The sequence below is a fragment of the Variovorax sp. GW822-FHT04A09 genome (assembly GCF_058801005.1).
Map to the genome: position 1 here is coordinate 229137 of NZ_JBXAMV010000005.1, position 21409 is coordinate 250545.

Annotated in this window: 14 protein-coding genes; 9 read left to right on the top strand and 5 right to left on the bottom strand. The window is 68.9% G+C overall.

Features of this window, described 5'->3' with window-relative positions:
• Position 1: 1 nt before the first annotated feature.
• Both AC1RLW_RS24455 and ssb read right to left on the bottom strand, forming a co-directional pair.
• Positions 2-1201 carry a pyridoxal phosphate-dependent aminotransferase gene (locus AC1RLW_RS24455; protein WP_493195464.1) on the bottom strand — a complete coding sequence of 400 codons (1200 nt, stop codon included), beginning with the start codon at positions 1199-1201 and terminating at the stop codon, positions 2-4.
• Positions 1202-1597: 396 nt separating this feature from the next.
• The gene (gene ssb, locus AC1RLW_RS24460; protein WP_493195465.1) at positions 1598-2149 is read right to left on the bottom strand and encodes a single-stranded DNA-binding protein; all 552 of its coding nucleotides are present in this window, start codon (positions 2147-2149) and stop codon (positions 1598-1600) included.
• 184 nt (positions 2150-2333) lie between these two features.
• Between ssb and uvrA the strand changes: the two genes are divergently transcribed.
• The gene (gene uvrA, locus AC1RLW_RS24465; protein WP_447740396.1) at positions 2334-5417 is read left to right on the top strand and encodes an excinuclease ABC subunit UvrA; all 3084 of its coding nucleotides are present in this window, start codon (positions 2334-2336) and stop codon (positions 5415-5417) included.
• A 46-nt stretch (positions 5418-5463) separates the two neighbouring features.
• Complete coding sequence (locus AC1RLW_RS24470) at positions 5464-6363, top strand: DMT family transporter (RefSeq protein ID WP_493195466.1); 900 nt, start codon at positions 5464-5466, stop codon at positions 6361-6363.
• A 2-nt stretch (positions 6364-6365) separates the two neighbouring features.
• Here the strand turns inward: AC1RLW_RS24470 and AC1RLW_RS24475 are convergent, their stop codons facing one another.
• The 3 genes from AC1RLW_RS24475 to AC1RLW_RS24485 are packed head-to-tail and all read right to left on the bottom strand — an operon-like array spanning position 6366 to position 10388.
• Positions 6366-7133, bottom strand: coding sequence for a GntR family transcriptional regulator (locus AC1RLW_RS24475; protein ID WP_172438465.1), 768 nt, complete (start codon positions 7131-7133; stop codon positions 6366-6368).
• A gap of 1 nt (position 7134) precedes the next feature.
• Positions 7135-8904, bottom strand: a complete 1770-nt coding sequence (locus AC1RLW_RS24480) for a glycerol-3-phosphate dehydrogenase/oxidase (protein WP_493195467.1) — start codon at positions 8902-8904, stop codon at positions 7135-7137.
• Complete coding sequence (locus tag AC1RLW_RS24485; protein ID WP_493195468.1) at positions 8901-10388, bottom strand: FGGY family carbohydrate kinase; 1488 nt, start codon at positions 10386-10388, stop codon at positions 8901-8903. The genes AC1RLW_RS24480 and AC1RLW_RS24485 overlap by 4 nt, the downstream gene beginning before the upstream one ends.
• Positions 10389-10568: 180 nt before the next feature.
• Here AC1RLW_RS24485 and AC1RLW_RS24490 point away from each other — a divergent pair, with 180 nt between their 5' ends.
• The 7 genes from AC1RLW_RS24490 to atpE all read left to right on the top strand — a co-directional run bounded on the left by AC1RLW_RS24490 (position 10569) and on the right by atpE (position 21399).
• Positions 10569-11615 (top strand): substrate-binding domain-containing protein, encoded by a 1047-nt coding sequence (locus tag AC1RLW_RS24490; RefSeq protein ID WP_056584185.1) that lies wholly within the window; start codon positions 10569-10571, stop codon positions 11613-11615.
• A complete protein-coding gene (locus AC1RLW_RS24495) occupies positions 11612-13147 on the top strand; it encodes a sugar ABC transporter ATP-binding protein (protein ID WP_493195469.1) in 1536 nt (511 codons plus the stop codon). Before AC1RLW_RS24490 ends, AC1RLW_RS24495 begins: the two co-directional genes overlap by 4 nt.
• Positions 13144-14184, top strand: a complete 1041-nt coding sequence (locus AC1RLW_RS24500; protein WP_070063424.1) for an ABC transporter permease — start codon at positions 13144-13146, stop codon at positions 14182-14184. Before AC1RLW_RS24495 ends, AC1RLW_RS24500 begins: the two co-directional genes overlap by 4 nt.
• 14 nt (positions 14185-14198) lie before the next feature.
• Complete coding sequence (locus tag AC1RLW_RS24505) at positions 14199-15179, top strand: aldo/keto reductase (RefSeq protein WP_172438467.1); 981 nt, start codon at positions 14199-14201, stop codon at positions 15177-15179.
• 50 nt (positions 15180-15229) lie between these two features.
• Entirely contained in the window at positions 15230-16081 is an 852-nt protein-coding gene (locus AC1RLW_RS24510) for a class I fructose-bisphosphate aldolase (RefSeq protein WP_095950695.1), read from the top strand.
• A 211-nt stretch (positions 16082-16292) separates the two neighbouring features.
• On the top strand, positions 16293-21014 hold the full coding sequence (locus AC1RLW_RS24515) for an Ig-like domain-containing protein (RefSeq protein ID WP_493195470.1): 4722 nt from the start codon (positions 16293-16295) through the stop codon (positions 21012-21014).
• 145 nt (positions 21015-21159) lie between these two features.
• Entirely contained in the window at positions 21160-21399 is a 240-nt protein-coding gene (gene atpE / locus AC1RLW_RS24520) for a F0F1 ATP synthase subunit C (RefSeq protein ID WP_062476044.1), read from the top strand.
• Positions 21400-21409 lie beyond the last annotated feature (10 nt).

The following is a 21409-nucleotide window of genomic DNA, read 5'->3' on the forward strand; positions in this document are numbered from 1 at the left end:
CTCATCGTGTGGTTGGGTGGTGTTCCAGGTAGGCGGCCAGGCGGCGAACGCCGTCGTCCAGGCGCGCCGTGCCGCTGGCGTAGCACCAGCGCAGGTAGCCTTCGCCCTCGGGGCCGAAGGCCACGCCGGGCGCCAGCCCCAGCCCGGCCTCGGCCACGAGCTGCTTGCAGAACGCGAGGCTGTCCGTCACGCCTTCGACACGGAAGAAGGTGTACATCGCGCCGCGGGCGGGCGCGGCGAGCTCGACCCCCGGCACGCTCCCCAGGCGCGCCGCCAGATGGTCCCTGCCCTGGCGCAACCGCTCGACCGTCCGGGCAATGGCATCTTCCCCGCGCGCCAGGGCGACCACCCCCGCCGCCTGGACGAAGGGCGGCGCGCAGGTGCTGCTGTACTCGATCAGCTTGCCGATGTCGCCCAGCATCGCCGGCGGCACGACGATCCAGCCCAGGCGCCATCCGGTCATGCGCCAGGCCTTGGAGAAGGAGTTGCAGCTGATGACCCGGTCCTCGGGCGTCGCGATGTCCAGGAAGGACGGCGCGCACGGCGCATCGAAGCTGATGCGCTGGTAGACATCGTCGCTGACGATCCAGATGCCCAGGCGCCGGCAGTGCGCGAGGATGGCTTCCTGCATCTCGCGCGAGAGCGTCCAGCCCGTCGGGTTGTTGGGCGCGTTCAGCAGCAGCGCGCGGGTGCCCGGCCGAAGCGCTTCCAGAAGGCGCTGCTCGTCGAGCACCCACCCCGCCGCGGTGAACTGCAATGCGACGGTCTCGACGTGCGCACCCAGCACCTTGGGCATCTCGACCAGGTTGGGCCACAACGGCGTCACGGCCACGACGCGGTCGCCGGGGTTCAGCAGCGCCTGCAGGGCCAGCATCAGCGCATGCGTGCCCGAACTCGTCACCGCCACCCGTTCAACGCCGATCGGGCCATGCCAGCGCGACAGGTACCGGGCGATCTCCTCGCGCAACGCGGGCTCGCCCAGCGTCTGGACGTAGAAGGTGCGCCTGTTCTCGAGGGCGGCGATCGCAGCGCCGCAGATCTCGTCCGGCGTCTCCTCGTCGGGCTCGCCGAACCAGAAAGGCAGGATGTCCTTGCGGTCCATGCCCGCATTGGCGACCTCGCGGATCTTCGAGGATCGCAGGGCCTGGACTTCGGCGCGTGCGACGGTCGATGGCGGGCAATGGGAAGCGGCGCTCTGCATGTCGTGCTTGTCTCGGTGTTCTATGGCCTGCATGCTCCGACGCCGCACGGTGCGGGACAAGGACCAATTCCGCGCGCCGAGGCGGACCAATCGCGGCGAACCGGCCGACGGCGATGCGCTGCTGAACGGCGCTATTCAGCAGAACGGCCGGAGCCAATGGGTTGATTGCCGCCGGGAATTGCCCCTCTGAACACAGTCATTGCCGTCGAAAAGGGGCTCCCGTCAAACGCTTCCCCTGCGCTCAACGGCCAGACGAACACAGAGGCTGCACTTCCTTGGCAAAACAGCACTTTCCCGGGCGCGACCGCCCATGGAGAGAATTCGAAATAAAAAGGGCAAAAAAAAGGCCTGCCTTCGAAAAGGCAGGCCTTCATTGAAAAGCTCAAGGAGCCGGTTTCAGAACGGAATGTCGTCGTCCATGTCGTCGAAGCCCGACGACGACTTGGCCGGAGCCTGGCGCGGCGCCGGTGCCGGGGCACGCGGTGCGGCTGCGGGAGCACGCGGGGCGTAGCCGCCACCGCCGCCACCACCACCACCTTGCGAATAACCACCGCCGCCGCCTTGCGAGTAGCCGCCGTCGTCTTCCGGACCGCCCGACGGGCCGCCCTGGCCCTGGCGGCTGCCCAGCATTTGCATCTGGTCGGCGCGGATTTCGGTGGTGTACTTTTCGATGCCGTCCTTGTCGGTCCACTTGCGCGTGCGCAGCGAGCCTTCGACGTACACCTGCGAGCCCTTGCGCAGGTACTGGCCGGCGATTTCGGCCAGGCGGCCGTTGAACACGATGCGGTGCCATTCGGTGGCTTCGCGCATCTCACCGCTTTGCTTGTCTTTCCAGCGATCGGTGGTGGCCACGGTGACGTTTGCGACCTGATCGCCGCTCGGGAAGGTCCGCATTTCGGGGTCGCGCCCCAGGTTGCCGACGACGATGACTTTATTGACCGATGCCATATGCACTGCCCCTGATAAGTAGATGAAGGAGGAGGTTGAGAGGAACCCTCCATTCTGCCTGAGCCGAAATCGGCCCGGCGCCGGCCAGCCTGGGCGGGGGCGTCCGCCGCCGTCCATCCCCTGGTCATGACAGGCGGAGCCAGCCCCTCTATCATGTCCGGTTGCCCTCGGACGACCGCACCCCTTGAATTCACCCACCACTGAAGACACCCCGGAGCGTGACGCCTACCTTGGCGCCCTGCTCGCCCAGCAGCGCATCAGCATCCGCGGCGCGCGCACCCACAACCTGAAGAACGTCGATCTCGACATCCCGCGCAACAAGCTGGTGGTGATCACCGGCCTGTCGGGCTCGGGCAAATCGAGCCTGGCGTTCGACACGCTGTATGCCGAGGGGCAGCGGCGCTACGTGGAAAGCCTCTCGGCCTATGCGCGGCAGTTCCTGCAGCTCATGGACAAGCCCGACGTCGATGTGATCGAGGGCCTGTCGCCCGCCATCAGCATCGAGCAGAAGGCCACCAGCCACAACCCGCGCTCGACCGTGGGCACGGTGACCGAGATCCACGACTACCTGCGCCTGCTGTACGCCCGCGCCGGCACGCCCTTCTGCCCCGACCACCACCTGCCGCTGCAGGCGCAGACGGTGTCGCAGATGGTCGACGCGGTGCTGGCCCTGCCCGACGAGCCGCGGCTGATGATCCTGGCGCCCGTGGCCCGCGAGAAAAAAGGCGAGTTCCTCGAGCTCTTCACCGAGATGCAGGCCGCCGGCTACGTGCGCTTTCGCGTCGACGGGCAGACCTACGAATACAACGACCTGCCCAAGCTCAAGAAGACCGAGAAGCACGACATCGACGTGGTCATCGACCGCCTGCGTGCGCGCCCCGACATGCAGCAGCGCCTGGCCGAGAGCTTCGAGGCCGCGCTGCGCCTGGCCGAGGGCCGCGCCATTGCGCTGGAGCTGGGCGCAAAGCCGGAAGGCAGCGCCGATGGCGCTGCGGGGGCGCCCGACAAGGAGCACCTGTTCAACGCCAAGTTCGCCTGCCCGATCTGCCACTACTCGCTGTCGGAGCTCGAGCCGCGCCTGTTCTCGTTCAACTCGCCCGTGGGCGCCTGCCCCAGCTGCGACGGCCTGGGCCACCGCGAGGTGTTCGACCCGGTGCGCGTGGTGGCGTTTCCGTCGCTGTCGATCGCCAGTGGCGCCATCAAGGGCTGGGACCGCCGCAACGGCTACTACTTCAGCATGGTCGAGAGCGTCGCCAAGCACTACAAGTTCGACGTCGACGCGCCCTTCGAGTCGCTGCCGGCCTCGGTGCAGCAGACGCTGCTGCACGGCTCGGGCGGCGAAGAGATCAAGTTCAACTACACCATGGAGTCGGGCAACTTCGCGGGCAAGAAGCTCACGAAGAAGCACCCCTTCGAGGGGATCATCCCGAACATGACGCGGCGCTACCGCGAGACCGACTCGGTGATGGTGCGCGAAGACCTCGCGCGCTTTCGCAACCAGCAGCCCTGCCCCGACTGCGGCGGCTCGCGGCTGCGGCGCGAGGCGCGCAACGTGTTCCTGGTGGACGATGCCGGGCACGTGGGCGCGAACGGCGGCGAGCCGCCGCGCATGGCGATCTTCGAGCTCAGCCACCTCACGCTGCGCGACGCCTACGCCTGGTTCAGCACGCTCAAGCTGCGCGGCGCCAAGGCCGACATCGCCGACAAGGTGGTGCGCGAGATCGGCCTGCGCCTCAAGTTCCTGAACGACGTGGGCCTGAACTACCTGAGCCTGGACCGCAGCGCCGAGACGCTCTCGGGCGGCGAGGCGCAGCGCATCCGCCTCGCGTCGCAGATCGGCTCGGGCCTCACGGGCGTGATGTACGTGCTCGACGAGCCCAGCATCGGCCTGCACCAGCGCGACAACGACCGCCTCATCGGCACGCTGAAGCACCTGCGCGACATCGGCAACAGCGTGATCGTGGTCGAGCACGACGAGGACATGATCCACGCCGCCGACCACGTGATCGACATGGGCCCCGGTGCCGGCGTGCACGGCGGGCGCGTGATGGCGCAGGGCACCTACGCCCAGGTGTCGGCCAACCCCGAGTCGCTCACCGGCCAGTACCTCTCGGGCGTGAAGAAGATCGAGGTGCCCAAGCACCGCACCGCCTGGCTGCCGGCCGTGAAGAAGCCGGCCTTCAACGAAGGCAAGAAACCCTCGCGCTTTCCGCAGAGCCCCGCGGCCGAACGCCGCGCCGCGCGTGAGGCGGCCCATCTGGCTTCGCAGACCGACCTGCAGGAGATCCGCGTGGTCGGCGCCACCGGCAACAACCTGAAGAACGTGAGCGTGGCCTTCCCCGTGGGCCTCTTGACCTGTGTGACCGGCGTGTCGGGCTCGGGCAAGTCGACGCTGGTGAACGACACGCTCTACACCGCCGTGGCGCGCACGCTGTACCGCGCGCACGAAGAGCCGGCCGCGCACGAGTCGGTCGAGGGCATCGAGTATTTCGACAAGGTCATCAACGTCGACCAGTCGCCCATCGGCCGCACGCCGCGCAGCAACCCGGCCACCTACACGGGCCTCTTCACGCCGATCCGCGAGCTGATGGCCGAGACCAACACCGCGCGCGAGCGCGGCTACGGCCCGGGCCGCTTCAGCTTCAACGTGGCCGGCGGCCGCTGCGAGGCCTGCCAGGGCGACGGCGTGGTGAAGGTCGAGATGCACTTTCTGCCCGACGTGTACGTGCCCTGCGAGGTCTGCCACGGCCAGCGCTACAACCGCGAGACGCTCGAGGTCCAGTACAAGGGCCGGAACATCGCGCAAATCCTCGAGATGACGGTCGAGACCGCGCACGAGTTCCTGAAAGCCGTGCCGACCATCGAGCGCAAGCTGCGCACGCTGCTCGACGTGGGCCTCTCGTACATCAAGCTCGGCCAGTCGGCCACCACGCTGTCGGGCGGCGAGGCGCAGCGCGTGAAGCTCGCGCTCGAACTCAGCAAGCGCGACACGGGCCGCACGCTCTACATCCTCGACGAACCGACCACCGGCCTGCACTTCGCGGACATCGAGCTGCTGCTCAAGGTGCTGCACCAGCTGCGCGACGCGGGCAACACCATCGTCGTCATCGAGCACAACCTGGACGTCATCAAGACCGCCGACTGGCTCATCGACATGGGCCCCGAGGGCGGTGCCGGCGGCGGCACGGTGGTGGGCGAAGGCACGCCGGAAGACATCGCAGCGAACGAGGCGAGCCACACGGGGCGCTACCTGAAGCGCCTGCTGTAGCCGCGCCGCCAGCACGAATGCACGGGCCGCGCCACAATCGCGGCCCATGCCTTCCTTCACCCCGCGCCAGTTCGTTCTTCTCGTGCTCCTCACCCTCGCGTGGGGCTTCAACTGGCCGGTGATGAAGCTCGGCGTAGCCGACTACCCGCCGCTGGCCTTCCGCGCGATTTCGATCTGGCTGGGCGTGCCTGTGCTGGCGATCGCGCTGGTGGTGATGAAGGTGCCGTTCCGCGTGCCGCGCAGCGCCTGGCCCGAGCTGGTGTGGCTGGGCGCGACCAACATGTTCGTCTGGCACGCCTGCATCATCCTGGCGGTGAAGGCGCTCTCGGGCGGGCGCGCCGCGATCCTGGGCTACACGATGCCGGTGTTCTCCGCCGTCATCGGCGCGCTGCTGTTCTCGGCCGTGCTCACGCGCCGCGCATGGACCGGCGTGGGCGCCTGCGCCATCGGCGTCGGGCTGCTGCTGTGGCACGAGCTCACCGACTTCGCCGGCCGCCCCGGCTACGTGGCATTGGCGCTGGTGGCCGCCGCCACCTGGGCGCTGGGCACGCAGCTGCTGCGCCACACGCGCATCGGCCTGCCCACGCTCACGCTCTCGTTCTGGATGACGGCCATGACGGCCGTGGTGATGACGGTGCTGTCGCTGCTGTTCGAACGCGACCAATGGCGCTCGCCGGGCGCCGTGACCTGGGGATCGATCGCCTACAACGCGGTGCTGATCTTCGGCTTCGCGCACGCAGCCTGGTTCTACCTGGCGCGCGGCCTGCCGCCGGTGGCCTCGACCCTGAGCGTGATGTTCATTCCCGTGCTCGGCGTGTTCAGCGGCGCCGTGTGGCTCGGCGAGGTCGTGCACTGGCAGGACTGGGTGGCGGTGGCGCTGATGATGGTCGCCATCGCCTCGGTGCTCTTGCCTTCACGCAGCAGCAGCAGCAGCGCGAAGGCCTGAGCTCAGGTCGTCGTCTGCACGTGCAGGCGGCTGGTCTTGCAGCGGTGCAGCGCGCGGTAGTGCTCCAGCGGCCGGCCGTTGGCACCGTAGGCGATCGATTCGATGCGCAGCAGCGGCTCGGGCTGCGGCAGGTCGAGCAGGCGGCAGGTTTCCGCATCGGGCAGCACGGCGTCGATCCAGCGCTCGGCGCGCACCAGCCGCACGCCGTACTGGCGGCGCAGCACGTCGTACAGCGAGCGGTCGTCCAGCCGCGTGCGGTGCAGGCCCGGCGCGAGGTCGGCCGGCACCGCCGTCTCGACCAGGAGGCGCAGTTCGCCGTCGACGCTGCGCAGGCGCTTGAGGCCGACCACCTGCGCGTCTTCGGTGAGGCCGAGCGCGGCGGCTTCCTGCGCGGTGGCGGCGCGCAACTCCTGCACGAGGATCTGCGTGCGCACCGAGCGGCCCTTGCGTTCCATCTCGTCGGAAAAGCCCAGCACGGTGGACACGAAATCTTCGTCGCGCTCGCGCGCCGACACGAAGGCGCCGCGCCCTTTGATCTTGTAGATGAGGTTGTTGCGCACCAGGTCGGCCAGCGCCTCGCGCACCACGATGCGCGAGATGCCGAACTGCTCGCCCAGCTCGGCCTCGGACGGCAGCTTGGCGCCGATGGGCAGCACGCCCTGCAGGATCTGCAGCCGGATGGCGTCGCGGAACTGCGCCCACAGCGGCGATTCGGAGTTGCGGTCGAGCGAGGTCGTCGACACGGTGTCGGGGGCGGTGGAAAGGGTCACGTTAGGTCGGGCCGAGGACGGGGCTGGCCATCAATGATGCATCGAAAGCGGAAGGCGCCGGCTCATTGGCCGCCACCGGCTGCAGGCGCACGCCATGCCGCTCGCGCAATGCGGCGGCGCAGGCGCTGAGTTCCTGGTGGGCGCGGGCCGCGTCCCAGCCGAGGGCTTCGGCGGCCACGCCGGCGATCTCGGCGAGCGCGTCGTCGGTGACCAGCCCACGGATGGCCAGCAGCGTGCGGCGGATCACGAGGTCGTCCAGGTGCACGACGCCGGTCTCCATGCACAGGTACGAGAGCTCGGCCGCCGAGTACTCGGGCGCGTGGCGCAGCGGCGTGTCGCCCGAGGCCGCGAGGCGCTGCGCCAGCGGCAGCGCCTTGGAGCCGTAGCGGCGCAGCAGGCCCAGCGCGCGCGCGCGGCCCAGGCCCGAGCCGGCCGTCATCTTGTCGATGAAGCGCTCGATGGCGGCCGCGTCGGCCGGCAGCTCGGCGCCGCCGCCGATGGGCAGCGACTCGGTCGAGGCGGTGCGCGAGCGGCCCAGGTGGCGCAGCACGTGGTCGGTGGCTTCTTCGGCCAGGGCGCGGAAGGTGGTCCACTTGCCGCCCACGAGGCCGACGATGGGCACGTCGCGCGTGGCGCTCGGCGGGTCGACCACCACCGAGTGGTCGCGCGAGATCTGGCCCGGCTTGTCGGCGTCGGAGCGCGCGAGCGGGCGCACGCCGACGTAGGTGTAGATCACGTGCTGGCGGTCGAAGGCCATGTTCGGGAACACCTCGCGCAGCACGTCGATGAGGTAGTCGATCTCTGCCGGCTCGGTGACGATCTGGTCGGGGTCTTCCACCGGGATGTCGGTGGAGCCCACCAGCACGCGGTCGAGGAAGGGGTAGACGATGCACACGCGCCCGTCCACCGCCTCGAAGTAGGCCATGCGGCCTTCGAGCGCGTCGCGCAGTGCCGGGTGGTCGAGCACGAGGTGCGAGCCCTTGGTGCCCATCACGCGCGGGCCGGCGCCGCCGAGCACGGCCGCGCTGCGGTCGAGCCAGGCGCCGGTGGCGTTCACCACGGTGTCGGCCGTGACGCGCACCAGCGCGCCGGTGATCTCGTCACGCAGCGTGAGGATGTTGCCCGCGCAGCCCGTGACGCGGCAGTAGTTGGCCGCGGCCGAGCGCGGCTGGTCGCGGCAGGCGTCGCCGATGAGTTCGAGGATCAGCCACTCGGGATGGCTGATCCAGGCGTCGAAGAAGGTGGCGGTCCAACGGATGGCGGCGCGGAACAGGCGGCGGTCGTTGGTGGGCACGCGGCTGATGCGGTGGCCCGGCATCACGCGCTGGCGGCGGCCCAGCAGGTCGTACAGGCGCAGGCCCGCGGCCACGGCCAGCAGGCCGCGCGTGCGCTGCGGCGGCGTGCGGCCGAAGAACTTGAGCGCGCTGCTCAGCAGCCCGCCGAAGAAGCTCGACAGCGGCACCACGGTCTTCAGCGGCTGCACCAGGTGCGGCGCGTTGCGCAGCAGCAGGTTGCGCTCGCGCGTGGCCTCGGCCACCAGCGAGAAGCTGCCGTTTTCCAGGTAGCGCAGGCCGCCGTGGATCATGCGCGAGGGCGCGCTGCTGGCGCCGGCGCCGAAGTCGCCCTTGTCGACGATGAGGCAATCGACGCGCTGCAGCGACAGGTCGCGGAACACGCCCACGCCGTTGATGCCGGCGCCGACGATCACCGTCGAAAAATGGCGGCCCTCCAGCGAAGCCGGACGGACAAAAGGCAGTTGCCACGCGCTCATGACGCACCGCCCGACAGATGGTTGAAGACAGGAGACATGCGATCGATCAGTTCGTTGAATTCGGCGTTGAAATCGGCATGGGCCCGCGCGTCACGCGCGTCGGGTTCGATGAGTTCGCAGGGCGCGCGCAGCGGGCTGGCAGGCCCCGCGTCGTCGAGGTCCTGCGACATCGCGGCATAGAGGGCGGCGCCGCGCGCGCCGGTTTCGTCGTCGGCGCAGCGCTCGACCGGGTGGCCCAGCAGCGCCGCGAGCAGGCGCACCAGGCGCGCATCGCTGGCGCCGCCGCCCAGCACGCTGGAGGCCGACACCGGCAGGCCCTGCGACGCGAGGCGCGCGGTGTGGCGCGCATGCAGCGCGGCCACGGCATCGACCACGGCGCGCGCCATGTCGGCGGGCGTGTGGTGGCTCTTGAGCCCGACGAAGCCGGCCGTGATGCCGCCCCCACCATTGATGAAAGGCAGGAAGCGCAGGCCGTTCGCACCGAGCGGCACGCCCATGGCCAGGTCGACCACGGCGCGCGCATCGGGCAGCCCGAGCGCGCCGGCCAGCCATGCGATGTTGGCCATCGACGAGGGGCTGTTCTCCATGTACAGGCGCTCGCGCGTGCGGCCGAAGTTGACGAGCGCGGCGACCTCGGGCTGCGGGTCAATCACCGGGCCGATGACGGCGTTGACGCACCACGTGCCCAGCACCGACACGGCGCGGCCGCGGTCTTCAGCGCCGATGGCGGTCATCGAGGCGAGCAGGTCGATGGCGCCCATCGCCACCGGAATGCCGGCGGGCAGGCCGCACAGCGCCGCCTCGGCCGCGCGCAGCCGGCCCATGGTCTGGCCGCTGGGCACCAGCGGGCCGAAGGCACGCGGCCCGAGGCCGTCGATGCCCGCGACCTCGAAGGCCAGGGGCGACCAGTCGCCGGTGGCCAGCGAGAGCAGGCCGGCGGTGCTGGCATCGCTCGCGTCGGTGGCGATCTCGCCGGTCAGCAGGAAGCCGAGGTAGTCCTTGGCAAACAGCAGGCGGTGCAGTTCGCCGCGCTGCACGGCGTCGGCGCCCAGCAGCTCGGCCGCGATCACCGTGGGCTGGCCGGGCCAGGGGCGGCAGCCGACGTCGGCGAACAGCCGGTCGCCGTGGCGTGCCGAGAGGGCGAGCGCGCGCGCATCGGCACGCTGGTCGGTGGAGGCGACGGCGCGGCCGCCCACGAGTTCGTTGTGTGCATCGAGGGCGTACAGGCCTGCGCCGTGGCCGGTGCAGCCGATGGCGCACACGTCCGCGGCGCGCGGGCCGAGTTGGCGCGCCACGTCGCCGAGCACGTGGGTCAGCCCCGCGCGGATCGCCGCCGCGCTCACCTCGCACCCGCCGCCGGGCAGCCGCGCATGCCGCAGGGGCAGGCGCGACACGGCCAGGCTGCGCCCGCTCCCCGCGTCCAGGGCCAGCGCCTTCAGGCTGCTCGAGCCCATGTCGATGCCGATCAGTATTTTGGTCTTCATGTCATAACAGCTTCGGCGGAAAAAAAGGCTGTCACCAGTAGCGTTTCCCCTAGTTATCGGGAGAAACGGCCCGCCATTACATTCTAGCCTGTCATAACAACTGTCGTGACACCACGGTCCACAGGTCCGCCACGCAACGGCGGGCCGAAAGCTCTGCCAGTCAACGTGAGGAGACAAAGAATGAGGCGTAATTTCCTGAAGTCCGCGGCCGCCGCCGGTATCGGCCTGGCCGGTGCGAGCGCGTTCGCGCAACAGCAAGCCGCAGCCCCCGCGGCAGGTGCCGGCCTGCGCGGCAATGCCAGCGACGTCTACGTGATGAACGTGATGGTCTCGGGCGTCGAGTACTGGTTCCCGGTCTACGAAATGATGAAGCAGCTCGGCCGCACGCTGGGCGTTCGCACCCGCTACACCGGCACGCCGGAGTACGACGTGAACAAGCAGCTCGCTTCGTTCGAGCAGGAACTGGCGCGCAAGCCCGCCGGCATCCTGCTGCACCCGATGAACCCCGACCCGTTCATCGAACCCATCAACCGCGCCGCCGCGATGGGCATCCCGGTCGTGACCTTCGCGGCCGACTCGCCCAACTCCAAGCGCACCTCGTTCATCACCTCCGACAACGACCGCGAAGGCAACCAGGCCGCCGACGCCATCGCCGCATCGCTGAACGGCAAGGGCGAGTACGCCGTGCTCGAGAACCCGGGCCAGGACAACCACGACCGCCGCATCGCCGCCTTCGTCAACCGCATGAAGGCCAAGCACCCGGGCATGAAGCTGGTCGGTCGCGCCGCCAGCAACCAGGACCCGAACAAGGCCTACCAGGCCGTGCTGAGCCTGGCGCAGGCCAACCCGAACCTGGGCGCGCTGTTCATGCCCGAAGCCAACTCGGCGCTCGGCGCGGCGCAGGCCAAGGTCGAGACCAAGAAGAACATCAAGGTGATGTGCTGCGACGTCAACGCCAAGATCCTGGACATGATCAAGTCGGGCGACGTGTTCGGTGCCATCAACCCGAACCAGGGCATGCAGGGCTACATGGGCATGATGATGCTGTTCCTGGCCAAGAACCCCGGCCTCATCGACCCGATGAACGACGCCAAGCGCAACGGCACGAACCCGATGTCGGTGCCCTTCCTGGACAACGGCCTGGCCGTGGTCAGCAAGGCCAACGCCGACGACTTCTACTGGGACAAGTACCTCGCCCGCCGTGGCACCAAGGGAATCGGCGAGTGAGCACCCCTGCCGCATTGCTTGAACTGCGCGGCATCGCGAAGCGCTTCGGCGCTTCGCGCGCGCTCTCGGGCGTGGACTTCTCGCTGCAGGCCGGCGAGATCCACGCCCTGTGCGGCGAGAACGGCGCGGGGAAGTCGACGCTGATGAACATCATCGACGGCATCCACCAGCCCGACGAAGGCGAGATCGTGCTGTGCGGCCAGAAGGTCGTCATCGACGGCCCCGCCCACGCCATGCGCCTGGGCATCGGCCTGGTGCACCAGGAAATCGCCCTGTGCGCCGACGCCACCGTGGCCGAGAACATCTTCATGCCGGAAATCAACGCCGGCAAGCAGGCGTGGATGAACTTCTCCGCGCTGAACACGCGCGCCGCGACAGTGCTGGCGCGCCTGGGCCAGGACATCGACCCGGCCGCGCTGGTGCGCGACCTGAGCATTTCGAGCCAGCAGCTGGTGGAGATCGCCAAGGCGCTCACGCTCGACTGCAAGGTGCTCATCCTCGACGAGCCCACCGCCGCCCTCACCGACAACGAATCGGCCGCGCTCTTCCGGGTGCTGCACGACCTCAAGGCGCAGGGCATCGGCATCATCTACATCAGCCATCGCATGGCCGAGATCTTCACGCACTGCGACCGCGCCACCGTGCTGCGCGACGGGCGCAACGTGCACAACGGCCCGCTCGAAGGCATGACGCCCGACGAGCTGGTGCGCCGCATGGTCGGGCGCGACCTGGGCAACTACTACCCGCCCAAGCAAGCCGGCGCTGCCGCTGACGCGAACGCCGGTCCCGTGCTGGAAGTCGACGGCATCGCCGACGACGATCGCGTGCACGGCATCTCCTTCACGCTGAAGCGTGGCGAGATCCTCGGCATTGCCGGGCTCATGGGCGCCGGGCGCAGCGAGCTGGCCGAGACCGTGTGCGGCCTGCGCCCCGCGCGGCGCGGCGCCGTGCGCCTGAACGGCAAGACGCTCGCCATCCGCAAGTACAGCGACGCGCTGCGCGAAGGCATCGCCTACCTCAGCGAAGACCGCAAGGCGGCCGGCGTGTTCCTCGACCTGCCGATCGCGCAGAACATCTCGTCGATGGCGCTGCGCCGCGTGAGCTCGGCCCTGGGCCTGCTGCAGCGCGCCACCGAACACCGGCTCGCGGTGCAGCTGGGCGCCAAGCTCAACCTGAAGTCGGACGGCGTGGCGATCGAGGTGTCGAGCCTGTCGGGCGGCAACCAGCAGAAGGTGGCGATCGCCAAGCTGCTGGCCACGCAACCCGCGGTGCTGCTGATGGACGAGCCCACGCGCGGCGTGGACGTGGGCGCGAAATCCGAGATTCATCACATCCTGCGCGACCTGGCCGACCAGGGCGTGGGCGTGGTGGTGATCTCTTCCGAACTGCCCGAGATCATCGGCCTGTGCGACCGCGCACTGGTGATCCGCGAAGGGCGATTGGCGGGCGAACTGGCCCATGACGAGATGACGGAGGAAGCCCTGCTGCGGCTGGCCTCCGGACTTTGCGAACCCGAAGAGGCAATGGCATGAACTTTCCGACCAGAATCGACGCAGGCGCCGCGGCCACGGCCACGGCCGGCTCCCTGCAACCCCGCCGAACAGGAGACCCCGTGAAGCAGGCCAACAAGCTCACGAGCATGCGCGAGGCCGGGCTGGTGCTGATCATCGTGGCGCTGTGCGTCGCGATGAGCTTCGCATCGCCCTACTTCCTCACCTGGGACAACGTGCGCGCGATGCTGCTGTCCTTCTCCATCGAAGGCATCGTGGTGGTGGGCATGACCATCCTGCTCATCGTCGGCGGCATCGACCTGTCGGTGGGCTCGGTGGTGTGCTTCGCGATGGTGGTGACCGGCAAGCTCTTTCTCATGGGCATGGACCCGTGGCTCGCGAGCCTGGTGGCCATCGGCGCGAGCGGCCTCATCGGCGCCATGATCGGCGGCTGCGTCACGCGCATCGGGCTGAACCACTTCATCGCCTCGCTGGCCTTCATGGTGATCGTGCGCGGCCTGTGCCTGGCGCTCACGCAGGGCACGCCGCAGTCGCTGTTCTCGCTGCCAGCCGAGTTCAAGTTCATCGGCCAGGGCACGCTGTTCGGCGTGCCGGCCGTGATCCTGATCTTCCTGGCCATCGTGATCGTGAGCGACTTCGTGCTGCGCCGCTCCACCCTGCTGCGCCGCGTGTTCTACACCGGCAGCAACGAGAAGGCCGCGCTGTACGCCGGCATCCGCGTGGGCCGCGTGAAGTTCTGGGTCACGGTGCTGTGCTCCGCCTCGGCGGGCCTGGCCGGCGTGATCTACACGGCGCGCTTCGGCGCCGCCACGCCGACCTTCGGCATGGGCATGGAACTCAACGTGATTGCCGCGGCCGTGATCGGCGGCGCCAGCCTCAAGGGCGGCTCGGGCACCGTGCTCGGCGCCGTGCTCGGCCTGGCGCTGCTGTCGGTGGTGACCAGCTCGCTGATCCTGCTCGACGTGTCGCCTTACTGGCAGGACGTGATCAAGGGCTTGATCCTGCTCGCGGCCGTGACCATCGACCACATCCTGAACACCCGAAAGACCAAGCGATGAGCAGCGCAACGCAGATGAAGAAAACCACCCTGGGCCCCTCGGGCATCGAAAGCTCGGCCATCGGCCTGGGCACCTGGGCCATGGGCGGATGGATGTGGGGCGGCGGCGACAACGCAGCTGCCGTGATCGCCATCCAGGCCTCGCTCGATGCGGGCGTGAACCTGATCGACACCGCACCGGCCTACGGCCTGGGCCGCTCCGAGAGCATCGTCGGCACCGCTCTGAAGGGCCGTCGCCACGAGGCCGTGATCGCCACCAAGTGCGGCCTGGTGTGGCACACGCAGCAGGGCACGCACTTCTTCGAGGAAGACGGCCACCCGGTGTACCGCTACCTCGGGCGCGACTCGATCTTCCATGAATGCGAAGAGAGCCTGAAGCGCCTGCAGACCGACTACATCGACCTGTACATCACGCACTGGCAGGACCACACGACGCCCGTGGCCGAGACCATGGACGCGCTGCTGGCGCTCAAGAAGCAGGGAAAGATCCGCGCCATCGGCGTGAGCAACGCGACGCCCGAGATTCTTTCGGAGTACCTGAAGCACGGCCCCGTCGATGCGGCGCAGGAGCTCTACAGCCTCATCGACCGCGGCATCGAGACCACGCTGGCGCCGCTGTGCGCCGAGCACAACGTCGCGGTGCTGGGCTACTCGTCGCTGGCGCTGGGCCTGCTCGCCGGCCCCATCGACCCCGCGCGCGAGTTCAAGGGCGACGACCAGCGCGCCACCAACCCGCGCTTCAGCGAGGCCAACCGCGCGAAGCTGAAGGCCTTCTTCGACACGCTGGAGCCGCTGCGCACGCACCTGGGCTGCTCGTTCGGCCAGATGATGATCGCGTGGACCGTGGCCCGCGGCACCGTCTCGGTGGCGCTGTGCGGTGCGCGCGTGCGCCAGCAGGCCATTGAAAACGCCGGCGCCGGTGCGGTCGTGCTCGACAGCGAGGCCCTGCAGCTGATCGACGCCGCGGCCAAGCGCCACCTGGACGCGCTCGCCTGAGCGCGCGCATTTCTTCCCTTCCTTTTTCCTCAACACGGAGTTCTTCCTTCATGTCGAAAGACAAGACCGCGCGGCTCAACCGCCTGCTGCACAACGGCCGCTGCCTGGACATCGCCCTGGACCACGGCGTGTGCAACGAACCCACCTTCCTGGACGGCCTGGAGGACATGCCCGGCGTGATCGACAAGCTCGTGGCCGCAAAGCCCGACGCGATCCAGCTGAACTACGGGCAGTCCGACCTGCTGCAGGACCGGCCCGGGCGCGATCGCCCCGCGCTGGTGATGCGCCTGGACATGGGCAACCCCTACAACGCCGTGCACCACCGCGTGATGTGGGCCGTGCTGCAGAACCAGGACGACCCGGTGCTGCCCGCCGTGCAGCGGGACGCGGCCTGCGTGGTCGTCAACCTGTTCATGCTGCCCGACGAACCCGACCTGTTCCGCCAGTGCGTGCAGAACATCGCCCGCGTGCGCGCCGACTGCGACCGCTACGGCATGCCGCTCATGATCGAGCCGCTGGTGATGCAGGCGCCCACCGCCACCAGCCGCTACATGGTGGACGGCGACGCCGAGAAGATCGTCACGCTCACGCGCCTGGCGCGCGAGATGGGCGCCGACATCGTCAAGGCCGACCCGACCACCGACGCCACCGACTTCCACCGCGTGGTGCAGGCCGCGCGCTGCCCCGTGCTCGTGCGCGGCGGCGGACGCGAAGACCTGCAGCAGGTGTTCGCGCGTTCGCGCGTGCTCCTGGACCAGGGTGCCGTCGGCATGGTGTACGGCCGCAACGTCTACCAGCACGCCAACCCCTCGGCGGTGGTGAGCGCACTGATGGCCATGATCCACGACGGTGCCAGCGCCGAAGCGGCCTGGGCTATCTACGAATCGGGCGGCGTGAAGTAACAGCGCCCAGGCGCCGGTGCCTTCCACGCGGAAGGCGCCGGCGCCAACCAGCGGGAGAGCAAGACAGAAGAAGAAGTGGACGGCGGACAACGCATGCGTTGCCCGCCGGGGGCGCGCCTGCGCGTGCGCTTTCCCTGCAAGCGACCGAGTGACTCGAGAGAACCAAGGACAAGAGGGTTCCCTGCGAACTTCAAACAACCTGGAGGCGACGATGAAGATCCGGTATTTCCTGATGGCGTTCCTGGTGCCGTGCGTCACATTGCTGACGCATGCGGCAATCACCGGGGTCAGTCCGATGACGACCCTGAACAAGATGGCCACGGCGGCTGCCGCTGTCGTGGCCGACCCGCTCCCGCTGCAAGGGCCGGGCCTGGGCAACCTCACCTACACCTCGGCGGAACTGTTCAAGCCGGTGTCGATGATCACCAGCGCCGCGCACCCGCTCGACCCGGCGCACAGCGACGCCTACGAGGCGCGCGACGTGCCCGCCACGTACCCGGGCCGCAAGGACTACGGCATGAACGCCGGCATCATGGTCAACGGCTACTTCCTCACCTCCTTCGCGCCGGACAGCGGCCTCGGCCCCGGCGGCTTCCTGCTGTACGACGTGTCGAACCCGCGCCAGATCAGGCTCGTCAAGAAGATCTACGAGCCCGATGACGCGACAGGCGGCCGCACCAAGGAGTTCCGCGAGACGCATTCCTTCGGCACCGCGAAGATCGGCGGCAAGACCTACGTCGTGCTGCCCAGCATCAACGGCGTCGAGTTCTGGGACTTCACCGACATCAACGACATCAAGCAGGTGAAGAAGCTGGTGTTACCCGGCGTCAACTCGGGCGACTACGAGAACGTGTCCTGGCAGCTGTGGTGGCAGGCGCCCTACCTGTACGTGGCCTCGGCCGGCCGGGGCATGTTCATCGTCGACGCGACGGACCCCGCGAACGCGGTGGTCGCCAACCGCGGCGCCGGCAAGCCCAACCCGGTGCCCACCGGCGAACTCGGCGGCTTCCGCCTCGGCCCGATCTTCACGATGGGCAACCACATGGTGCTGACCGCGATGGAAAGCAACGGCGGTTTCGCGAGCCTGGACATCTCCGACCCGCTCAACCCCAAGGTGCTCGATTCCATCGCCGGCGCCACGCCGTTCTATTACGCGACCTGCTTCGACGGCAAGAGTGTGCACGCGTCGGCACGCGGCAGCGGCGCCAAGATGTACAGCTACGACCTGAGCGACCGCTCGCGCTTCGTGGCCGAGGACAACCGGCTCGTCATCGACGAGCAGCTGTACTGCGCCACGCAGGACAACTACGTCATCCAGGGCGCGCAGACCCGCATCCACAAGGTGGACGTGAGCAACCCGCTCAACCACGTGGAGGTGGGCCGCGGCAGCATCCTGCGCGAGGACGACCCGAACTTCTCGCATTCGGACAACGGCCAGGTCGCGATGTTCGGCAACCTCGTCTTCGTGGGCAACGACCACGGCTCGGGCAGCGGCTTCGTCGTGCATGCGGTGGACCCCGACACCACCAAGCCCGAAGTGAAGCAGGTCTCGCCCGCCAACGGTGCGAAGCAGCAGGCCCTCAGCTCGCGCATCGGCCTGGGCATGACCGACAACATCCTGCCGGAGAGCGTGAACAGCAACACCTTCATCGTGCGTCCGGTGGGCGGCAACACGCTGGCGGGCACCTACAGCGTGCAGCTGGGCATCGTCAACTTCCATCCCGCGCAGCCGCTGCTGCCGGGCACGAGCTATGAGGTGTTCCTGCCGGCCAACGGCGTGAAGGACTATGCGGGCAACGCCATCGGCGCCGACTACCGCTCCACCTTCAACACCGGCAACGCCAGCGACATCAACCTGATGCACCACTGGCCGCTGACGGGCAACCTGGGCGACCAGATCGGCGCCAACAACGGCACGCCCGCCACCGGCGACGCGTTCGAGAGCATCGGCCTGAACTTCGCGAACCGCACTGCCGGCGTGCCGCTGAAGAACGACACCGTGGCCAGCGCGCTGGGCGGCACCGCCTCGCTGAGCTTCTACATGAAGACCACGCAGGCCGGCGCCGCCAACTCGTGGACCGCGCCCGGCATCTTCGGTCGTGACCAGTCGGGCGGCACCGACGACGTGTTCTGGGGCTGGCTGGACACCGGCGGGCGCATCAAGCTCTCGGTGGGCAACGACGGCGGCACCACCTCCACCGCGGCCGTGAACGACGGCAACTGGCACCACGTGGTGCTCACGCGCGACGCGGCCTCGGGCGCGCAGGCGGTGTACGTCGACGGCGTGAAGACCACGTCGACCGGGCCGACCGGCACCAAGGGCCTGTCGACCAAGTTCCAGGTCATGGGCCAGATCCAGGGCAACACCGCGCTCTTCAAGGGCACGCTGGCCGAGGTGCGCGTGTACGGCCGCGTGCTCGGCCAGGCCGAGGTGGACACGCTGCGCGGCCAGGCCATCATCGGCGACCCGGGCCTGGGCGGCGGACCCAAGCTGGTCAACGGCCAGCTGAGCTTCAACCCCGCGACGCTCGGCGCCAGCGGCGTGCAGTTCCGCTGGAACTTCGGCAACGGCACGCAGACGGCGTTCTCGAACCAGCCGAACACCAGCTACACCTACACCACCCCCGGCCACTACACGGTGACCCTGACGGTGAAGGACAGCAGCGGCCGCGAGACCTACTACACCTACAACGTGACCGTCATCGCGCCGGTCACCGCGACCGCGCCCACGCACACGACCAACATCGCGGGCGATGCGAGCCGGGTGTACTCGGTGAACCCCGACAGCGGCACGGTGGCCGCCATCGACGCGCAGACCCTTGCCAAGCTGTGGGAAGTGCGCGTGGGTGACGAGGCCAAGACGCTGGCCGTGGGCCCCGACGGCCGCATCTGGGTCGCGGTGCAGGGCGAGGACAAGCTGGTGGCGCTCAACGCCGCCGACGGCTCGCAGTCGGTGTCGATCCCGCTGGCCTACGGCAGCGGCCCCTACGGCGTGGCCTTCACGCCCAACGGCGCCAAGGGCCTGCTCACGCTGGAAAGCAAGTCGGTGCTCATGAGCTTCGACCCCAGCAACGGCGCCACCACCGGCGCGCTGGCGCTCGAGGGCGGCGTGCGCGGCATCGCCGTGAGCGCCGACTCGCAGGTGGCCTACGTCACGCGCTTCAAGTCGAAGATGACGGGCGGCCAGCTGCACAAGGTGAACCTGCAGTCGCTGACCGCGCTGCAGACCATCCCGCTGCCGGTGGACACCACCACCGTCGACACCGAGAGCCGCGCGCGCGGCGTGGCCAACTACCTGAGCCAGGTGGTGATCTCGCCCGACGGCTCGCGTGCCGTGCTGCCTTCGAAGAAGGACAACATCGTGCGCGGCCGCTTCCGTGACGGCAAGGACCTGCCGCACGACCAGACGGTGCGTTCCATCCTGTCGCAGGTGAACCTGCAAAACGCCGCCGAGGTGTTCTCCGAGCAGATCGACTTCGACGACCGCGCCCCCGCGCGCGCCGCGCTGTACTCGCCGGCCGGCGACTACCTGTTCGTCGCGCAGATGGAAGGCAACCGCGTCGCCATCGTCGACAGTTACACCCGCGCGATTCGCGGCGAGATCAACGCCAGCAGTGCCCCGCATGGCCTGTACCTGGACGCGGCGCGCAAGCGGTTGTTCGTGAACAACTTCCTGGCGCGCTCGGTGTCGGTGCACGACGTGGCGAAGGTGCTGTCGGCCGAGACCAACGCGGCGATCTTCCTGCAGAACGTGGCCACCGTGGCGCAGGAGCCGATGGCGGCCGCGGCGCTGCGCGGCAAGCAGGTGTTCTACAACGCGGCCGACCGGCGCATGAGCAAGGACAACTACATCTCCTGCGCCAGCTGCCACGCGGACGGCGGCGACGACGGCATGGTGTGGGACTTCACCCAGCGCGGCGAAGGCCTGCGCCGCACCATCAGCCTGCAGGGGCGGCGCGGCACCAGCCACGGCAAGCTGCACTGGACGGCCAACTTCGACGAAGTGCAGGACTTCGAGAACGACATCCGCAACGAGTTCGGCGGCACCGGCTTCCTGAGCAATGCCGACTGGACCGCCACGCAGGCCCCGCTGGGCGCCCCGAAGGCCGGCAAGAGCGCGCAGCTGGACGACCTGGCCGTGTACCTGGGTTCGCTCAACAAGTACATGCGCAGCCCGGCGCGCGCCGCGGACGGCAGCCTGAGCGTGGACGCGGTGCGCGGACAGACCGTGTTCAACACGGCCCAGTGCGCCACCTGCCACACGGGCGCCACCTTCCGCGACGGCCTGCGGCACGACGTGGGCACCATCCAGGCCTCGTCGGGCAAGGGCAGCAACCAGCCGCTGGCGGGCGTGGGCTTCGACACGCCGACCCTGTCGGGCACCTGGAACACCACCGCGTTCTTCCACAACGGCCAGGCGGCCACGCTGCAGGACCTGCTCGCGGGCGGCCACGGCAACGCCTCCAGCCTGCCGGCGAACGACGTGGTGGCGCTGCGCGAGTACGTGCGCTCGCAGGACACCGCCCCGGCGGTGGTCACGCGGCTGCGCTCCGACCTCAACCCGACGATGTGCGTGAACATCAAGGGCGCCTCGACCACCAGCGGCGCGACGGCGGTGCAATGGCCGTGCGGCAACGCGGGCAACGAGAAGTTCACGATGACGCCCGTCACCGGCGGCTACGTGCAGTTCATCGCCGAGCACAGCGGCCTGTGCCTGGCACAGAACGGCACGGCGACCACGAACGCGGCTGTTGTGCAGGTGGCCTGCTCGACGGGCAACACGGCGCAGTGGAGCCTGGTGGGCGGCACGGTGCGCAACCGCGCCTCGGGCTCGTGCCTGGACGTGCCGAACGGTTCGACCACGCAGGACACGGCGCTGATCACCTGGACCTGCAACGGCGGCAACAACCAGAACTGGACACAGCTGCCCTAAGCCCTGCGCTTCGCGCCTGAGCCCAGGCCGGCCGTTTCGACGGTCGGCCTTTTTTTCGTCTGGCGCATGACCTCCCGCGTCATGGATTCGATGCACCCGTTCTGGAACAGTGGGTCCATCGATTCATCAACCAGGAGAAAAAACCATGACCGGCTTCAACATCCTCCCGCTCGCCGTCGCCCTGCTGATCGGCATTGCCGCACTGGGGTCGTGCATCGGCATCGCGCTGGTGGGCCAGAAGTTTCTCGAAGGGACGACGCGCCAGCCCGAGCTGGTCGACACGCTGCAGACCAAGTTCTTCCTGGTGGCGGGCGTGACCGACGGCGCCTTCATCATCGCGACCGGCATCGGCCTCTGGTTCGCCACCGCAAGTCCGTTCGGTTGACGTTTTCGTA

Excerpts from the sequence above, each read along its gene's own strand:
- AC1RLW_RS24455 (WP_493195464.1), bottom strand. The coding sequence starts at position 1,201 with ATGCAGAGCGCCGCTTCCCATTGCCCGCCATCGACCGTCGCACGCGCC.
- ssb (WP_493195465.1), bottom strand. The coding sequence starts at position 2,149 with ATGGCATCGGTCAATAAAGTCATCGTCGTCGGCAACCTGGGGCGCGAC.
- AC1RLW_RS24470 (WP_493195466.1), top strand. The coding sequence starts at position 5,464 with ATGCCTTCCTTCACCCCGCGCCAGTTCGTTCTTCTCGTGCTCCTCACC.
- AC1RLW_RS24480 (WP_493195467.1), bottom strand. The coding sequence starts at position 8,904 with ATGAGCGCGTGGCAACTGCCTTTTGTCCGTCCGGCTTCGCTGGAGGGC.
- AC1RLW_RS24485 (WP_493195468.1), bottom strand. The coding sequence starts at position 10,388 with ATGAAGACCAAAATACTGATCGGCATCGACATGGGCTCGAGCAGCCTG.
- AC1RLW_RS24490 (WP_056584185.1), top strand. The coding sequence starts at position 10,569 with ATGAGGCGTAATTTCCTGAAGTCCGCGGCCGCCGCCGGTATCGGCCTG.
- AC1RLW_RS24500 (WP_070063424.1), top strand. The coding sequence starts at position 13,144 with ATGAACTTTCCGACCAGAATCGACGCAGGCGCCGCGGCCACGGCCACG.
- AC1RLW_RS24505 (WP_172438467.1), top strand. The coding sequence starts at position 14,199 with ATGAAGAAAACCACCCTGGGCCCCTCGGGCATCGAAAGCTCGGCCATC.
- AC1RLW_RS24510 (WP_095950695.1), top strand. The coding sequence starts at position 15,230 with ATGTCGAAAGACAAGACCGCGCGGCTCAACCGCCTGCTGCACAACGGC.
- AC1RLW_RS24515 (WP_493195470.1), top strand. The coding sequence starts at position 16,293 with ATGAAGATCCGGTATTTCCTGATGGCGTTCCTGGTGCCGTGCGTCACA.
- atpE (WP_062476044.1), top strand. The coding sequence starts at position 21,160 with ATGACCGGCTTCAACATCCTCCCGCTCGCCGTCGCCCTGCTGATCGGC.